Here is a 16,079-nt window from a genome sequence, read left to right on the forward strand (position 1 = left end):
CTGCCCTCCGTCTTCGGCCGGACCGGCGGGCCCGTCGGCCGGTCCCCCGTCACCGCCGCCACCCGTCCGGTGCCCGGCGCCCCCTCCGCACGGGTGTTGCTACTTGCCGACGGTGAAGCCCTGATCGGTCCCGTACTTGGCACTTGCCTTCTGCCAGGCCTCAAGCCCCTGAGTCAGGGTCGTCGAGGAGACGTACGCCTTGCCGACGGTGTCGTTGAAGATCGAGTTCGCGTACACCTGGTACGGCAGGTACGACCAGTCCGCACCCACGTCACGGGCCGCGTCCGCGAGAACCTGGTTGGCCTGCTGACCTCCGAAGTAGGGGAAGCCGGTCTCCAGGAAGGCCTTCGACTCCAGGTCTGCCCGGGTGGCGGGAAAGGCTCCCTCGGAGACCCTGGACGTGGCTCCCTCCCCGGTGGTCGCGTACTCGATGAAGGCGTAGGCCAGGGCCTTGTTCTTCGAAGCCTTCGGAACGGCGAGGGAGCTGCCGCCGTTCTCGGCACCCGCCTTCGCGCCCTTCGTCCACTGCGGCAGCGGCGCCACCCGCCAGTCGCCCGACGCGGCGGGAGCACCCGAGGCGAAGTTGGCGGGCATCCAGGCGCCTATGGACAGGGTGGCTATGCTGCCGTCGGACAGGCCCTTGTACCACTCGTCGCTCCACGAGCGGACCGGGGCGAGCAGCCGTTCGTCGAGGAGCTTCTGCCAGGTGCTCGTGTACTGCGCGGTACCGGCGTCGCCGAAGTCGATGCCGACCTCGGTGCCCTTGACCTTGTACGGGCGCCCGCCCGCCTGCCAGATCAGGCTGGTCGTGGCGCCCGCGTCCCCGGTGTCGTTCGTGATGTAGAGCTTCGGATCCGCCTTGTGCAGGGCGCGCGCCGCTTCCACGTACTCGTCCCAGGTGGTGGGGACGGCGACGCCGTGCCGGTCGAAGACCTTCTTGTTGTAGAACAGCGCCATGGGCCCGGAGTCCATGGGAAGGGCGTGGACCGCCTTGTCTCGGCGCACCGCGCTCCAGGGCCCCTGGGTGAAGGCCTTGTCGTGGCCGGAGGCGCCGTAGGGTGCGAGGTCCTCCAGGGACTTGCCGATGGCGAACTGGCCGAGCGCGTAGTACTCGACCTGCGCGACGTCGGGGGCGCCCGAGCCGGCGGCAACGGCGTTCTGCAGCGCCGTGTACTGCTTGTCGCCCGTACCGGCGTTGACGAGCTCGACGTCCACCTTCGGGTACTTCTTCTCGAAGTCGGTGACCACCTTCTTCAGCGTGGGCTCCCACGCCCACACCGTCACCTTGCCTCCCGCCTCGAGCGCTGACGCCACGTCCTGTACGGCACTGTCGGCCGCCGGGTCCGAGGAGCCGCAGGCGGTGGCGCCGAGCGCCATGGCACACATCGCGGCGACGGCGGCGACGATCCGGCGGCTGCTGTTCGTTCTCATCGGTGGAGCTCCTGATTCGGTGTGCGGATGAGGAGGGTCGGGAGGGAGGGGGCCGGTGGCGTCACTCCTTGACGCTGCCCGCGGCCAGGCCTGACTGCCAGTACCGCTGGAGCAGCAGGAAGATCACGACGACCGGCGCGATGGTGAGCACGGAGCCGGTGATGATGAGGTCGAAGACGGGCTCGCCGCCCGCGGTCCGCGCCTGGGCGCTCCACGCGTTGAGTCCCAGGGTGAGCGGGTACCAGTCCGGGTCCTTGATCATGATCAGCGGAAGGAAGTAGTTGTTCCAGGTCGCGACCATCGCGAAGAGCAGTACCGTCACGGTTCCCGGCATCAGCAGCGGCAGGGCGACGCGGAAGAAGATGCGCAGCTCACCGGCGCCGTCGATACGGGCGGCTTCCAGCAGTTCGGTGGGTACGGCTTCGGCGGTGAACACCCACATCAGGTAGAGCCCGAAGGGTGAGACGAGGGACGGGATGATCACGGCCCAGGGGGTGTTGGCCAGGCCCATGCCGCTGAACATGAGGAACGTGGGCACGGCGAGGGCGGTGCCGGGTACGGCCACGGCTCCGATGACGACGGCGAACACGGCGCGGCGTCCGGGGAACTCGTACACGGCCAGCGCGTAGCCGCCGAGGACGGCGAGCAGGGTCGCGCCGCCCGCTCCGGCTGCTACGTACAGGAAGGTGTTCAGCGTCCAGCGGACGAAGGCGCCGTCGTCGTAGGTGAGGGTGCGGGAGATGTTGTCCCAGAGGTTGAAGTCCCGGCCGAACCAGAGCCCGAAGGATTCGAGGAGGTCCCCCTGGTCCTTGGTCGCGTTGATGAGCAGCCACACCAGGGGAAGCAGGGTGTAGACGAGGACCAGCCCGGTGACCAGGGTCAGCGGGATGCTGGGCCGGGGGTCGAGCGGGGTGTGGGGGCGCTTGCGACGGCGTGGCGGCTCGGGGGGTGCGGGGGCCGGCGTCCTCGCGACCGCGGCGGCGGGGTCCGGGTCCGGGCGGGAGCGGGTGGAGCGCTCCACCGTGTCCGAGGAGGTACCGGTGGGGTTCGTGATCATGTGCTCAGCCCTTCCGCATGCCGCGGAGCTGGACCGCGTAGGCGATGATCGCGGTGATGGCGCCCATCACGATGGCCACGGTCGCCGCGTAGTTGTGCTGCTGCCCGGAGAAGGCCAGCGAGTAGGTGTAGAGGTTCGGGGTGTAGCCGGTCGTGATGGCGTTGGGGGCGAGGTTCTGCAGGATGTTCGGTTCGTTGAAGAGCTGGAAGCTGCCGATGACGGAGAAGATCGTCGCGATGACGACCGCGCTGCGGATGGCCGGCAGCTTGATCGCCGTGACGATCCGCCACTCTCCGGCGCCGTCGATCGCGGCCGCTTCGTAGAGGGAGCGCGGGACCACTTTCAGCGCGGAGTAGAAGATCAGCGTGTTGTAGCCGACGAACTCCCAGGTCACGATGTTGCCGATGGAGGCGAGCACCAGTGACGGTGAGAGGGGGTCCGGGAGGGAGACGCCGAGCGCCTCGTTGATGTTGCCCACCAGGCCGAACCTGGTGCCGTAGATGAACCCCCACATCAGGCTCGCCACCACGGCGGGGACGGCGTAGGGGAGGAAGACCGCCACGCGGAAGAAGGCCTTGCCGTACAGCCGGCCGCTGTCGATGGCGAGTGCGACCAGCAGGGCGATGCCCAGCATGACCGGCACTTGGACGAGCAGGAACAGCCCGACCCGGGCCGAGCCTTCCCAGAACTGCGGATCGGTCAGTGCCTGGATGTAATTGTCCGCGCCGACCAGGGACGTCCCGCCGATGAGCCGGTCCCGCATCAGGCTGAGGTAGAACGCGTACCCGATGGGCGCCAGGAAGACGAGTCCGAATACCGCTGCGAACGGCCCGGCGAAGCCCCACCCGACGAGGGCGTTCCTGCGTGCGCGCGCACGGGGGCGGGTTCGGGGGCGGGTTCGGGGCGGGGACACTGCTTTTGCCGGTGACGGCAGGAGCGTCATGGTGGGTCCTTGTGTCGGTGACCGACAGGTCCGCACAGGAGGGAAGAGACGCCTCCGGGTCGGAAATCGACCGCGTGGGGCTGGACCTGATGAGAAATGTTTACGTAATCATCCGTGACGTGATGGTGGCATTCCCACTGAGGGGCGTCAAGCATCGTGCGGGCGACGGAAGGGAATTCGGGGACGGGAGCCCGAGCCCCAGCCGCCCGCGGCCAACCGACGGGCGGCGATTACCGCCCTCACGCTTGACAGGCTCCGGGGCGGCTTCCACACTCACAGCCAGCGAGGCGTGTTTACGCAAACATAACAAGGGCGCCACACCGCATTCATCAGGCTCCGCTGCCGCCACGGGACCGCGGCGCCCCGCGTACGCACCTCCCCACCCGCTCCGTCAGCCGACGAGAGGTACCCATGCGACGTCAACCCCCACGCACAGAGGCCCTGTTCACCCTCGTGGCCGCCCTGCTCATGAGCTTCCTCGGCGGCCACGGCACGGCCGCGGCCTCACCCGCTCCCGTCACCGTCGTCAACGCGACCCAGTTCACCGATCCCGCCGGCAGGCCCGTCCACGCCCACGGCGGAGGGGTCGTCAAGGTGGACCGCTACTACTACTGGTTCGGCGAGGACCGCAACCCGGACAACAGCTTCCGGTACGTGTCCGCCTACCGTTCCACCGACTTGAAAACGTGGGAGTTCCGCAACCACGTCCTGTCCCAGGCCACCCACCCGGAACTGGTGACCGCCAACATCGAGCGCCCCAAGGTCGTGTACAACCGCGCCACCGGCCAGTTCGTCATGTGGATGCACAAGGAAGGCAGCGCCACCGACTACAGCGAGGCCCGGGCCGCCGTCGCCGTCTCCTCCACGGTGGACGGTGACTACTCCTGGCGCGGCAGCTTCCGGCCCCTGGGCCACATGTCCCGGGACATCACCACGTTCGTCGACACCGACGGCACCGGATACATGATCTCGGCCGCCAACGAGAACGCCGACCTCCACGTCTACCGGCTCGACGCGGCCTACACCGGCGTCGAGGCGCAGGTGCAGAAGCTGTGGGCCGGCCAGTGGCGGGAGGCTCCGGCCCTGTTCAAGCGCGACGGCGTGTACTTCCTCGTGACGTCGGGCGCCACCGGATGGTCGCCCAACCAGCAGAAGTACGGCACGGCCGACAGCGTCACCGGGACCTGGAGCTCGCTGCGGGACCTGGGTGACGGCAGGACGTACGGCTCCCAGACGGCCTACGTGCTGCCGGTCGAGGGAACCTCCGGAGTCACGACCTACATGTACATGGGCGACCGCTGGGGCAACTCGATGGGCGGCACGGTCAACGACTCCCAGTACATCTGGCTGCCGCTGAAGTTCCCGACCCGGACCACGCTGTCCATGGACTACTTCCCCCGGATCACCATCGCGGCGGAGGCAGGCACCGTCCGGGGCACCGGCGACTGGGTCACGCTGACCGCCGCGCACAGCGGCAAGTGCGCCGACGCGGCCGACTGGTCGGTGGCGGAGGGTGCCGTCCTGGTCCAGTGGGCCTGCGCGGCCGGAAGCGTCAACCAGCAGGTGTGGTTCCAGGGTGCCGGGGCGGGCACGGTACGGATCGTGCTCCGGCACAGCGGGAAGTGCCTCGCGGTGCGCGACGCTTCCGCCGACGACGGCGCCGCGGTCGTCCAGACCGCCTGCGGCGACGCGTCCGGCCAGCTGTGGAGGACGGCTCAGGCCGGCCCGGACGGCATGCGGCTGGTCGCCCACCACAGCGGGAAGTGCCTCGACGTCACCAACCAGTCCCGCACGGACGGCGCGCCGCTCATCCAGTGGACGTGCAACGCCGGCGACAACCAGAAGTGGCGGCGCTCGGCGGCCTGACCTCCCCCGCACTCCCCCGCCCACAGCCGGGTGGCCGTGGCCCCGCGAGAGCGCGGGCCACGGCCACCCTGGGCTCCGGGGCCGTCACTCCTCGACGGGGCCGAGGTCGGGTGCGTCCCGGAAGTCCACCGTCCGGGCGCGGCCGGGAGCGTGGAGTTCGAGTACGACGATCTCGTTGGCGCCCGGGCGCAGCACCGGACCCGGCACGTACAGAGACCGCTGCGGGCCGCGCGACCAGAAGCGGCCCAGGGCGAACCCGTTGATCCACGCGCAGCCCTTCGTCCAGCCGTCGAGGTGGAGGAAGGTGTCGGCCGTCCGGGCCGCGTCGAAGGTGCCGCGGTAGAAGGCGGGCCCGGTGGGCGGGGCGGCCGCGGCGGCGAAGGGCAGGTCGGCGAGCGAGGTCAGTGGCAACGGCCTGCTGGTCCACCCGTCGAGCCGGGCCCCGTTGAGCAGGACGTCGCCCGGCAGCCCCTTGCGGTCGTGGATGCCGGGGCCGTAGTTCACGCGGCCCTGGTTCTCCACGAGGACGCTCAGGACACTGCCCGCGTGCGGGACCGAGAAGGTGATGGCCTGCTCGTGGGCCTCCCGCTCCAGTACTCCCACGGGCTGGCCGTCGAGGAAGACCTGGGCTCGGTCGCGCACCCGCTCCAGTACGAGCAGTGCCGGACCGGCATCCGGCAGGTCCGTCTCGTACAGCACGAAGCCGAAGTCCTGTCCGAGCTGTTCCATCGTCAGGGGCTGCCGGGTCGCGACGGCGTCGCCGAGGAGCGGCGCGCAGTCCAGCAGGCCGGCGCTCTCGGCCAGTTCCACCGCTTCCCGGCTGAACTTCTCCCCCCGTGCGGGCGGGAGTTCCGCCGGGACCGGGGCGTATTTGGCGATGACCGCGCGGAAGGCACCGAACTTCTCGGTCGGGTCACCGGCCTCGTCGAGGGGGGCGTCGTAGTCGTAGGAGGTAAGGGTCGGCCGGTAGGTGTGCTTGTCGTTGGCGCCGTTCGTGAAGCCGAAGTTCGTGCCACCGTGCAACATGTAGAAGTTGACCGAGGCCCCGGTGGCCAGTAGCTCGTCCAGTTCCTGGGAGGCCTGCTCCGCGCCGCGGACGACGTGGTGGCCGCCCCAGCGGTCGAACCAGCCGATCCAGAACTCGGTGCAGAGCAGTGGGCCGGACGGCCGCAGGGCCCGCAGGGTGGCGAGGTTCTGTGCGGGCCGGCTGCCGAAGTTGGCCGTCGCGAGGACTCCCGGCAGGGCCCCCCGCTCCAGGTCGGCGGGCTGGTCGCAGGTGAAGAGCGGCACGTCGACGCCGCAGCGGCGGATGGTGCCGGCGAGGTGTTCCAGGTAGGCGGTGTCGTCTCCGTACGCGCCGTACTCGTTCTCCACCTGTACCGCGAGTACCGGGCCGCCCCGGGTGGCGAGCCGGGTCGTCAGCGGGGCCAGGAGCCGGTCGAAGTAGTCGTCGACCGCCGCGAGGAAACGGGGGTCCCGGCTGCGCAGCCGCATGCCTGGTTCGGCCAGGAGCCACGACGGCAGACCGCCGCCCTCCCACTCGGCGCAGATGTAGGGGCCCGGACGCAGGAGTACGTACAGGCCCTCGGCCGCGGCGAGGTCGAGGAAGGCGGGCAGGTCGAGGTCACCGTCCATGCGGAACTCGCCCGGCCGCGGTTCGTGGAGGTTCCACGGGACGTACGTCTCCACCGTGTTGAGCCCCATCAGGCGGGCCTTGCGGAGGCGGTCCCGCCACTGGGCGGGGTGGACGCGGAAGTAGTGGAGTCCACCGGAAAGGATGCGGAACGGCTCGCCGTCGAGCCGGAATCCGTCGTCGTCGATCTGGAGAAGGGGCATGCGCTCGTGCTCCTCAGCTGAACGGGATGCGCGGGATGCGCGGCTGGGCTCTCGCCTGAATGTTCACGTAAACATTGCGGACATGGCAAGCCCTTGGCAGCGGACGGCCGCGGGGTTGCCGGGAACTGACGCCCACGGCAACCCCGTACGGACCGGCCCGCTACGTCCGCGGGTCCCGGCGTCGCCGCCCTCTCACTCGATCCGCCGGGCGCCGGGGGCCGGGGAGACCGCGAACAGGTGCGGCGCCCGGTACCCGGCCGAACGGAAGGCGCCGGTGACGGCGGCGGCCAGCGCGTCGGCGCGGTCCTCCTCCACCAGCACGATGACGGAGCCGCCGAAGCCGCCGCCCGTCATGCGCGCCCCCAGCGCTCCCGCGTCCAGGGCCGTGTCCACCACGAGGTCGCTCTCGGCACACGAGATCCGGTAGTCGTCGCGCAGTGACGCGTGACCTGCGGTGAGGATGGGTCCCAGCGCCGCGATGCGCCCCGCCCGCAGGTGGGAGACGGCCTCGGCGACGCGTGCGTTCTCGGTCACGATGTGCCGAACGAGGGGCACGAGGTCCGCGGGGAGCATCCGCCCGGCCCGGGGCAGGTCCGCCGGCGCGAGGTCCCGCAGCGCCGCGAGGCCGAGCCGGCGGGCCGCCCGCTCGCACCCGGCCCGCAGGGCGGCGTACGCGCCGTCCCCGAGGTCGTGCTTGACGCGGGTGTCGATGACCAGCAGGCGCAGTCCCTGTGCCTCCGGGGCGAAGGGAACGTGCTCGTGGGCCGCCGCGCGGATGTCCAGGTGCAGGGCCGTGCCGGCGGTGCAGCAGGCGGAAGCCATCTGGTCCATCACCCCGCAGGGGACGCCCGCGAAGCCGTTCTCCGCCCGCTGGGCGACGAGGGCGAGCGCGGGCGCGCTCAGGCCCAGTTCGAAGAGGTCGTTGTACGCGAAGGCGACCGCGCACTCGAGCGCCGCGGAGGACGACAGGCCCGCACCGGTGGGCACCGTGCTGTCGACGTGGAGATCGGCGCCCCCGATCCGGTGGCCGGCTTCGCGGAGCGCCCAGACGACGCCGGCCGGGTAGGCGCCCCAGGTGGTGACGACTCCGGGTACGAGGGAGGCGACGTCGAGGTCGATGAGGGGGCCGTCGCCCTGGGCGCTGTGCAGCCTCAGCCGTCCGTCCCGGCGGCGCCGCACGGCGAGCAGGGTGGTGTGGGGGATGGCGATGGGCAGGGCGAAGCCGTCGTTGTAGTCGGTGTGTTCGCCGATCAGGTTGACCCGGCCGGGCGCTGCCCAGACCCCGTCCGGATCCGCGCCGAAGATGCGCCGGAAGGCCTCCTTCACGCGCTCTCCCCCCGTGCGAAGGCCCAGGCGTCGGCCACGATGGAGTCCAGGCCGGTGTGCCGGGGGCGCCAGCCGAGCACGTCGTGGGCGCGGGCGGCGGAAGCGACGAGCACCGCCGGATCGCCGGGGCGGCGCGGGCGGACGACGGCCGCAATGGTGCGGCCGGTCACCCGGCGGACGGAGTCGATGACCTCCCGTACCGTGAAGCCCTCGCCGTTGCCCAGGTTGCAGATCAGGTGCTCGCCGGGACGGGCCGCGTCCAGGGCCCGGAGGTGGGCCTCGGCGAGGTCGGTGACGTGGATGTAGTCGCGGACGCAGGTGCCGTCGCGCGTGGGGTAGTCGTCGCCGTAGACCTCGATGTGCGGGCGGTGTCCCAGGGCCACTTGGAGGACGAGCGGGATGAGGTGGGACTCGGGATCGTGGCGCTCGCCGTGGCGCTCGTGGGCGCCGGCGACGTTGAAGTACCGGAGGGAGACGGCGGCCAGTCCGTGGGCCGCGGCCTCGCCGCTGATCAGGTGGTCGACGGCGAGTTTGGTGGCGCCGTAGGGGCTGGTCGGCGCGGTCCGCGCGGTTTCCGCGATCGGAACCTGCTCCGGCTCTCCGTACACGGCCGCGGTGGAGGAGAACACCAGGGTGCGTACGCCGGCCCGCCGCATGGAGGTGATCAGCTCCAGCGAACCGGACACGTTGTTGCGCCAGTACTTCTGCGGGTCGCGCACGGACTCGGCGACCTGTGAGGACGCGGCGAAGTGCAGCACGCCCGCGTAGTCGGAGTCCAGGAGGGCGGCGGCCTGGGCGACCCCGCCGCGGACGAAATCGGCGCCGTCCGGGACGCCTTCGGACACTCCCGTCGTCAGGTCGTCGAGCACCGTCACGCGGTGGCCGGCTTCCAGAAGGCGGGCCGCCACCACGCTGCCGATGTATCCGGCGCCGCCGGTCACCAGGTACCTGCTCATGAGGCGACCTCCCGCAGCCGCAGGGCCGCCGTTTCCGGAGCCACGTCGTTGACGAAGGAGTCCATGCCCGATTCGACGCCGGCGAGGAACTTGAGCTTGTCGGCCGACCGCCGGACCGTGAACAGCTCCAGGTGCAGGGCCAGTTCCCTACCGCCTGACTTGGGGGCCTGGTGCCAGGCGGCGATGTACGGGGTGGGGGGCGTCGGCGCCGCCTGACCTTCCCGGAGGAAGAGCCGGTCGAACCGGCGCAGCAGTTCCAGGTAGATGCCGGGGAACTCGGCGCGTTCCGGCTCCGTGAGGCGGGTGAGGTCGGGGACGCGGCGATGGGGATAGAGGTGGACCTCGTAGGGCCAGCGGGCGGCGTACGGGACGAAGGCGGTCCAGTGCTCGCCGGCGAGGACCACCCGCGAGGTGGCGGCACGCGCCTCGGCCAGCAGGTCCTCGAAGAGGTTCCCTCCGGTGACGGCCCTGTGGGTCTCCGCGACGGCGATCATCTTGGCGGTGCGCGGCGGCACGAAGGGGAAGGCGTAGACCTGCCCGTGGGGATGGGCGAGGGTGACGCCGATCTCCGCGCCCCGGTTCTCGAAGCAGTACACCTGCTCGACACCGGGCAGGGCCGACAGCCGCTCGGTACGGTCCGTCCAGGCGTCGAGTACGAGGCGGGCCCGGGCCTCGGTCAGATCGGCGAAGCTCGCTCCGTGCTCGGGCGTGAAGCACACGACCTCGCACCGGCCGGCGCGGCCCGCCAGGGAGGGGAAGCGGTTCTCGAACACGGCCACGTCGTAGTCCGCCGCCGGGATCTCGCTGTGGTGTCCGTCCCAGGAGGGGCACAGGGGGCACGCGTCGGTGGGCGGATGGTGGATGCGCCCCTGCCGGTGCGAGGCGATCGTGACCCAGTCGCCGGTCGCCAGGTCCAGCCGCAGCTCCGGCCGGCTCTCGACGGGCTCCAGCGGGCGCTGGTCGACCGTGTCGCGCTGGGCGCTGTCGTCGAGGTCGTAGTAGATCAGCTCGCGGCCGTCCGCGAGCTTGGTCGTGGTTCTCTTCACGGAACGTGCCCGTCTCTCGAAGTAGGCGGCTATCGAGCCACACGCCAACAAGAGTAAACAGGAACCAACTAAAGTCAACGTCAGGGTGTGGGCCGAGCGGATCGGATGTGCGACCTTGCTGGATACGCACCCTGAGGCAGGGTCAGATGGGCCGCACTCCAGCCCCTGAGCGAGCGTCGGTCCCCCTGGCCGTCCTGGAACGACGGTGGGATGACGGCGCGTTCGGCGCGGACGAGGGGTTGGCAAGAGCGGGGCATGGTCGACCTCGTTGACCATGCCCCTGCGTGGCGCTGGTATCGGGCCGGCACTGGCCGTGGCCTGTGGGACAGGCGCGGGTACGCGGCGCCGGAGTCAGGTGCGGCAACCACCCCGCCGGGGACGCCCGGACGGTCCTGGACCTCGCACCGGGCTGGTTCCGTGGTCCTGCTAGGTTCAGTGGTCCTGCGTGCTCGCGATGATCAGTTGACCCACCTGCTCGCCGAGGAGGGTGCGCGCCTGCACGCCGAGTCCGTCATCGGACACGAAATAGTCGATCTCGGACAGGCCGGCGAAGCGGCTCAGGCCGACGATGCCCCACTTGCTGTGGTCGGCCACCACGGCCACCTGAGTCGCGGCGGCGATGAGCGCGCGGTTGGTCTCCGCCTCCGCGAGGTTCGGAGTGGTCACCCCGGCGCGCTCGGACACCCCGTGGGCGCCGACGATCAGCAAGTCGACCTGCAGGGAGCGGATCGCCTGATCCGCCAGGGGCCCGACCAGGGAAGCCGACTTGGTGGGGGCACCGCCCGTGACCAGCAGCGTCGGGCCGGCGGGGGCCCCCTCGGCCCCGGACGGCCTCAGCAGCTCCGCCACGGGCAGGGAGTTGGTCACCACGGTCAGCCCCGCGATGTCCCGCAGCCGGTGGGCGACGGCGTACGTCGTCGTCCCGCCGGAGATCGCCACGACACTGCCGGGCTTCACCAGGCCGGCGGCCGCTTCGGCGACCGCCGCCTTGGCTGCCGACTTGAGGGTGAACTTGGTCTCGAACCCGGGCTCGTCGGACGTGGTGGCGGAAGTGCTCACCGCCCCGCCGTGCACCTTCTCGACGGACCCGGCCCTGGCCAGCACGTCCAGATCACGGCGGATCGTCATGTCCGAAACCCCGAGCTGCTCCACGAGGGCGGCTACGCGCACCGCCCCCTTGCGGCGCACGATGTCGAGGATCAGTTCCCTCCGCTGCGCCGCTAGCGGCGTCGGCTCCGTCACAATCCCACCCGGTGATCTTCAGCGAATTCCAGACGAGGATCAATTGTACACTGCATCCATCACGATCGGACAAGAGAGTCGCGCAGTAAGTCACAGGCAAACCTGCGTGCGAATGCGCTTTTCCTGCATTTGCACCTGCTTGAGCAGCTGCGACGGTAGGCGACCTGCCGGCTTCGTGAGACTGCGCAATGCGATTGATTGTGTTGAAGTCCGGAAAACTCCTCGCCCTACCGTCGTTTCCCACCACGGGCGTTCATGGGCACGGCCCGACGAGGTCCGTCCCCTCCCGGGACGGACCTCGTCGGGCGGACCACCGGTGTGGTCGCGTGCGGTGCGTCAGTCCGATGCCTCGGTCCGATTCCTCAGTCCGATGCCCCGGTTCGATGCGTCAGTGCGGTAGTCCGACGGCGCGTTCGCCGCTGCGGCGCTGCTGGATGACGACGGCCGCGACGAGGAGGGCGCCCTGGGCCACGTTCTGCCAGAACGTGTTGATGCCTTCGACGGTCAGTCCGTTCTCCAACGCCCCGAGCAACGCGACCGCCAGCAGGGTGCCGCCGATACCACCCTTGCCGCCCTTGAGCGCACACCCGCCCAACGCCGCGGCCGTGATCGCTTTCAGCTCCAGCCCCTCGCTGCCCGACACCGGCTGGCCCGAACCCGTACGCGCCGTCAGCAGGATCCCCGCCACCGCCGCCACCACACCGATCAACGCGTACACGGCCACCAGATACTTGTTGATACCGATGCCCGCCAGCCGCGCGGCCGTGTCGTTCCCGCCGATCGCGTACACGTTCCGGCCGATGTCCGTGTACTTCAACAGCACGTGCACACCCACCGCCACCACGACCAGGATCCAGATCATCACCGGAACCCCCGCGATCTTGCCGCGGCCCAGGAACACGAACAACGGATCATTGAGCACGTAGCCCTGCGCCCGCCCGTCCGACACCAGCTGCGCCACACCCTTGTACGCCGCCAGACCCGCCAGCGTCGCGATCGTCGGATTCACCCGCCCGTAGACGATGGCCACACCATTGACCACACCCACCAGCACCCCGACGCCCACCGCCGCGACGATCCCCACGTAGGGATTCGAACCCGCCGACGTGAACGCCATGGCACTCACCACCGACGCCAGACCCGCCTGCGAACCGACCGAGATGTCCAGCCCCCCGCAGATGATCACCACCGTCTGGACCACCGCCAGCAGACCCGTGATCGTCGCCGCCTCCGCGATCACCTGAAGGTTCGAAAAACTCAGGTAGTTGTCGTTCAACACCCCGAACAAGCCCAGGACCACCACCAGGGCACCGATCAGGCTCAGGTTCTGCCCCCCGAGCGAGGCGAGCAGGGCCCCTGTGGATGTGCGCACCGGAGCGGGGGTCGTCTCGGTGGTCGTCGGTGTCTGCGTGGTGGTCATCGAACGTCTCCATCGGCGGAGTCTGTGTGCGGTCGGTCGGAGGTGACGGGAGCGAGGTCGTCGGCCATGGCGAGGTTGAGGATGGCTTCCTCGGTGGCGTCCGAACGGCTGAGTTCGCCGGTGACGTGACCGTTCTGCATCACGACGATCCGGTCGGCGAGGCCCAGGACCTCGGGCAGTTCGGAGGAGATCACCAGCAGGGCGACCCCTTCCCGGGCGAGGTCGGCGATGATGCGGTAGATCTCCGCCTTGGCACCGATGTCGATGCCGCGCGTGGGTTCGTCGAGGATGAGGACCTTGGGCTTGCGCAGCAGCCATCGGGCGAGCACGACCTTCTGCTGGTTGCCGCCCGACAGATTGCGCACCTCCTGCTCGATGGAGGGCGTGCGCACCCTCAGCCTGTCGGAGAAGTCCTGCGCCACCGCCTTCTCCTGACGCCTCTGGACGAACCGCCAGCGGCGCAGCCGGTCCAGGCTCACCAGTGAGGTGTTGTCCCGGATGGAACGGTGGAGGAACAGGGCCTGGGCCTTGCGCTCCTCGGGAGCAAGCCCGATGCTCGCCCGGATCGCGTCCTTGGGGCTGCGCAGGCGCAGGGGACGGCCGTTCACGGAAACTCGACCCGCCCGGATCGGCCGGTCGCCGGCGAGGGCGAGCGCCAGCTCGGACCGTCCGGCACCCATGAGCCCGGCGAGGGCGACCACCTCTCCGGCGCGAACGCGGAGGTTGATGCCGGAGACGTCGTCCGTGGTGACGTCCTCCAGCTCCAGGACCACGTCGTCGCGGGCGACGTCCTGCCGTACGAACAGGGTGGACAGGTCGCGTCCGACCATCAGGCGGACCACTTCCCCCTCGTTGGTGTCGCCGGCTTCGAGGACACCGGCGACCGTGCCGTCGCGCAGGACGGCTATGCGGTCGGCGAGGCGGAAGATCTCCTTCATGCGGTGGGACACGTAGATGAGGGCGATGCCCTGGTCCCGGAGCCGGTCGATCAGCGCGAAGAGCGCTTCCACCTCGTTCTCCGAGAGCGAGGAGGTGGGCTCGTCGAAGGCTATGACCTTGGCGTCACCGGTCAGTGCGCGCAGGATCTCCACCAACTGGCGTTGCGCCGGAGTGAGTTCCGATCCCAGCTGGTCGGGGTCGATGACCTTCTCGAAACCCAGCCGGGTCAGGTCTTCGGTGATGCGGCGGCGCAGCGCGGCCCGGTCGAGGCGGCGTCCCGCGCCGCGCGGCAGGGCGCCCGCGTAGACGTTCTCGGCGACCGAGACGTGCGGGATGATCTCGGGTTCCTGGGGGATGATCCGGATCCCGGCCTTGTGGGCGTCCTGGGGCGACGACAGCGGGTGCGGTCGTCCGCCCCACAGGATGCTTCCCTCGGTGGGCTGGTGGTCACCGGTGAGGATCTTCAGGAGTGTTGACTTGCCCGCGCCGTTCTCGCCCATGAGGGCGGTCACCTGGCCGCGGGGGAAGGTGAGCGTGACGCCGCTGAGCGCTTGCACCGCGCCGAAGCGCTTGGTGACGTTCTCCACGGAGATCTCTTCGCGGGGATCCTGAGCGGGGGCGGCGGCAACTGGTGGTTCTGTGCCGGCTGTGGTCATGCGGGCCTCACAGGCTGGGGTGCGTGTGCCGACCCGGCAGCGCTGCCGGTCGGCGGTGGTCGGGACGGGTACGAGCCGCTGCGGCGGCCGTACCCGTCCTGGAGGCGGGTCGGAGCTCAGCCGCAGGTGACTCCCGCGTCCTTCCAGTTGGAGGCGTCGACCATCTTGGTGGGGGCGAAGGCTTCCTGGGGGAAGTCCTTGCCGTTCTTCAGCTTGTCGAACATCGTCTGGACGGCGAGCGCACCGACGTCCTTGCCGTTGATGAAGAGCGCGGCCTTCATGCCCGACGGCTTGCCCGAGCCCCAGTTCTTGCAGGCGAGGTAGGCGCCGAGGCCCACGCCGATCACGTCGTCGGCCTTGAAGCCGGCGTTCTCCAGCGCGGTGACCCCGCCCTGGACGTTCTCGTCGTTGCAGCCCCACACCACCCAGTGCTTCACCGAGGGGTTCCCGGTGATCGTCGCGGCGATCTTGTCCTGTGCGCCCGTCGGGGAGTTGTCCGTCGGCACGTCGATGTTCTGCACCGGGGTGCCGGCGGACTCGGTGAACGCCTTCTTCGAGGCGTTCACCCGGTCGGTACACACCGTCACGTCCTGCTTCCAGGCCGAGATCGTGCGGGTCTCGGCGGGGTTCCAGCCGGCCTTCTTGAACTCCTCGGCGGCTCGCTTGCCGACCTCACCGCCCATCTGCTCACCGCTGAAGCCGATGCGCGGCACGAGGGCGTCGGCGCCGCAGGAGGCCGGGTCCGGTCCGGTGCTGCAGATCTGGTCGTCCGACGTCAGGAGCGCCACCTTGCCGTCCTGTGCCAGCTTGACCACCTGCGGGCCCACGGCCGGGTCGGGGACGACGACGATCAACCCGTTGCTCTTCTGCGAGATGGCCGCCTGGGCCTCGCTCACGGTCTTGTTGGCGTCGTTGCCCAGGTTCACGACCTTCAGATCGACGCCGAGTTCGGCCGCCTTCGCCTTGGCGCCCGCGGCTTCGCCGATGAAGTACTCCTGGTCGCCCTGCTTCTGAAGGTAGGTCAGGGAGATCTTCCCTTCGACCTTCGCGATCTCCGCGCCCCCGGCCGTCGTCTCCTGGCCGCTGGAGCACGCGGACAGGACGAGCATCGCGGCCAGACCCAGGGCCGCGGCCGCCACCGGTCGGCGGTTGTGGTGAGTGAGCATGTCATTCCCTTTGCTTGGACGGGTCACACAGGACCGAGCAGTGAGGTGCGCGAGGTGATGGGGCTGTGGGCCGGCCCTCGTCGCGTTCGGACCTGACCCAACGGCGGACCGGACGATCGACCGATTACCCCTGCCTGAGGAATCCGCCACAGTCGTTCTCTTTCGCACTTGATGCAACAGAGAAAAGCGCTGTTT

General features: G+C 70.0%; 12 protein-coding genes. 1 reads left to right on the forward strand and 11 read right to left on the reverse strand.

What is annotated here, in order from left to right; genetic code table 11:
• Positions 1 to 99: 99 nt before the first annotated feature.
• The 3 genes from AC07B0_RS11030 to AC07B0_RS11040 form a co-directional block, all read right to left on the reverse strand.
• Complete coding sequence (locus AC07B0_RS11030; protein ID WP_478897673.1) at positions 100 to 1,431, reverse strand: ABC transporter substrate-binding protein; 1,332 nt, start codon at positions 1,429 to 1,431, stop codon at positions 100 to 102.
• A 61-nt stretch (positions 1,432 to 1,492) separates the two neighbouring features.
• Positions 1,493 to 2,488, reverse strand: a complete 996-nt coding sequence (locus AC07B0_RS11035) for a carbohydrate ABC transporter permease (protein ID WP_478897674.1) — start codon at positions 2,486 to 2,488, stop codon at positions 1,493 to 1,495.
• Positions 2,489 to 2,492: 4 nt separating this feature from the next.
• Complete coding sequence (locus AC07B0_RS11040) at positions 2,493 to 3,431, reverse strand: carbohydrate ABC transporter permease (protein WP_478897675.1); 939 nt, start codon at positions 3,429 to 3,431, stop codon at positions 2,493 to 2,495.
• Between the two features lie 411 nt (positions 3,432 to 3,842).
• Here AC07B0_RS11040 and AC07B0_RS11045 point away from each other — a divergent pair, with 411 nt between their 5' ends.
• Positions 3,843 to 5,297: an RICIN domain-containing protein gene (locus AC07B0_RS11045; RefSeq protein WP_469378391.1), complete on the forward strand. Its 1,455-nt coding sequence runs from the start codon at positions 3,843 to 3,845 to the stop codon at positions 5,295 to 5,297.
• A gap of 84 nt (positions 5,298 to 5,381) precedes the next feature.
• Here AC07B0_RS11045 and AC07B0_RS11050 read toward each other — a convergent pair whose 3' ends face one another.
• From AC07B0_RS11050 to AC07B0_RS11085, 8 genes are all read right to left on the reverse strand, one after another.
• Positions 5,382 to 7,133: a glycoside hydrolase family 35 protein gene (locus AC07B0_RS11050; protein ID WP_478897677.1), complete on the reverse strand. Its 1,752-nt coding sequence runs from the start codon at positions 7,131 to 7,133 to the stop codon at positions 5,382 to 5,384.
• Positions 7,134 to 7,325: 192 nt separating this feature from the next.
• On the reverse strand, positions 7,326 to 8,459 hold the full coding sequence (galK, locus tag AC07B0_RS11055; protein ID WP_469378382.1) for a galactokinase: 1,134 nt from the start codon (positions 8,457 to 8,459) through the stop codon (positions 7,326 to 7,328).
• Positions 8,456 to 9,415: a UDP-glucose 4-epimerase GalE gene (galE, locus tag AC07B0_RS11060; RefSeq protein ID WP_469378380.1), complete on the reverse strand. Its 960-nt coding sequence runs from the start codon at positions 9,413 to 9,415 to the stop codon at positions 8,456 to 8,458. The genes galK and galE overlap by 4 nt, the downstream gene beginning before the upstream one ends.
• Entirely contained in the window at positions 9,412 to 10,461 is a 1,050-nt protein-coding gene (gene galT, locus AC07B0_RS11065) for a galactose-1-phosphate uridylyltransferase (protein ID WP_469378378.1), read from the reverse strand. The genes galE and galT overlap by 4 nt, the downstream gene beginning before the upstream one ends.
• A 432-nt stretch (positions 10,462 to 10,893) precedes the next feature.
• Entirely contained in the window at positions 10,894 to 11,703 is an 810-nt protein-coding gene (locus tag AC07B0_RS11070) for a DeoR/GlpR family DNA-binding transcription regulator (RefSeq protein WP_356881234.1), read from the reverse strand.
• A gap of 388 nt (positions 11,704 to 12,091) precedes the next feature.
• The gene (locus AC07B0_RS11075) at positions 12,092 to 13,123 is read right to left on the reverse strand and encodes an ABC transporter permease (protein WP_356881236.1); all 1,032 of its coding nucleotides are present in this window, start codon (positions 13,121 to 13,123) and stop codon (positions 12,092 to 12,094) included.
• Positions 13,120 to 14,718, reverse strand: coding sequence for a sugar ABC transporter ATP-binding protein (locus AC07B0_RS11080; RefSeq protein ID WP_478897680.1), 1,599 nt, complete (start codon positions 14,716 to 14,718; stop codon positions 13,120 to 13,122). Before AC07B0_RS11080 ends, AC07B0_RS11075 begins: the two co-directional genes overlap by 4 nt.
• A 116-nt stretch (positions 14,719 to 14,834) precedes the next feature.
• Positions 14,835 to 15,884 (reverse strand): substrate-binding domain-containing protein, encoded by a 1,050-nt coding sequence (locus AC07B0_RS11085; protein ID WP_356881240.1) that lies wholly within the window; start codon positions 15,882 to 15,884, stop codon positions 14,835 to 14,837.
• Positions 15,885 to 16,079 lie beyond the last annotated feature (195 nt).

Source organism: Streptomyces sp. NPDC044704, assembly GCF_056433525.1.

Bases quoted from the DNA above. Each gene is read 5' to 3' on its own strand.
- AC07B0_RS11030 (WP_478897673.1), bottom strand. From the start codon at position 1,431: ATGAGAACGAACAGCAGCCGCCGGATCGTCGCCGCCGTCGCCGCGATG.
- AC07B0_RS11035 (WP_478897674.1), bottom strand. From the start codon at position 2,488: ATGATCACGAACCCCACCGGTACCTCCTCGGACACGGTGGAGCGCTCC.
- AC07B0_RS11040 (WP_478897675.1), bottom strand. From the start codon at position 3,431: ATGACGCTCCTGCCGTCACCGGCAAAAGCAGTGTCCCCGCCCCGAACC.
- AC07B0_RS11045 (WP_469378391.1), top strand. From the start codon at position 3,843: ATGCGACGTCAACCCCCACGCACAGAGGCCCTGTTCACCCTCGTGGCC.
- AC07B0_RS11050 (WP_478897677.1), bottom strand. From the start codon at position 7,133: ATGCCCCTTCTCCAGATCGACGACGACGGATTCCGGCTCGACGGCGAG.
- galE (WP_469378380.1), bottom strand. From the start codon at position 9,415: ATGAGCAGGTACCTGGTGACCGGCGGCGCCGGATACATCGGCAGCGTG.
- AC07B0_RS11075 (WP_356881236.1), bottom strand. From the start codon at position 13,123: ATGACCACCACGCAGACACCGACGACCACCGAGACGACCCCCGCTCCG.
- AC07B0_RS11080 (WP_478897680.1), bottom strand. From the start codon at position 14,718: ATGACCACAGCCGGCACAGAACCACCAGTTGCCGCCGCCCCCGCTCAG.
- AC07B0_RS11085 (WP_356881240.1), bottom strand. From the start codon at position 15,884: ATGCTCACTCACCACAACCGCCGACCGGTGGCGGCCGCGGCCCTGGGT.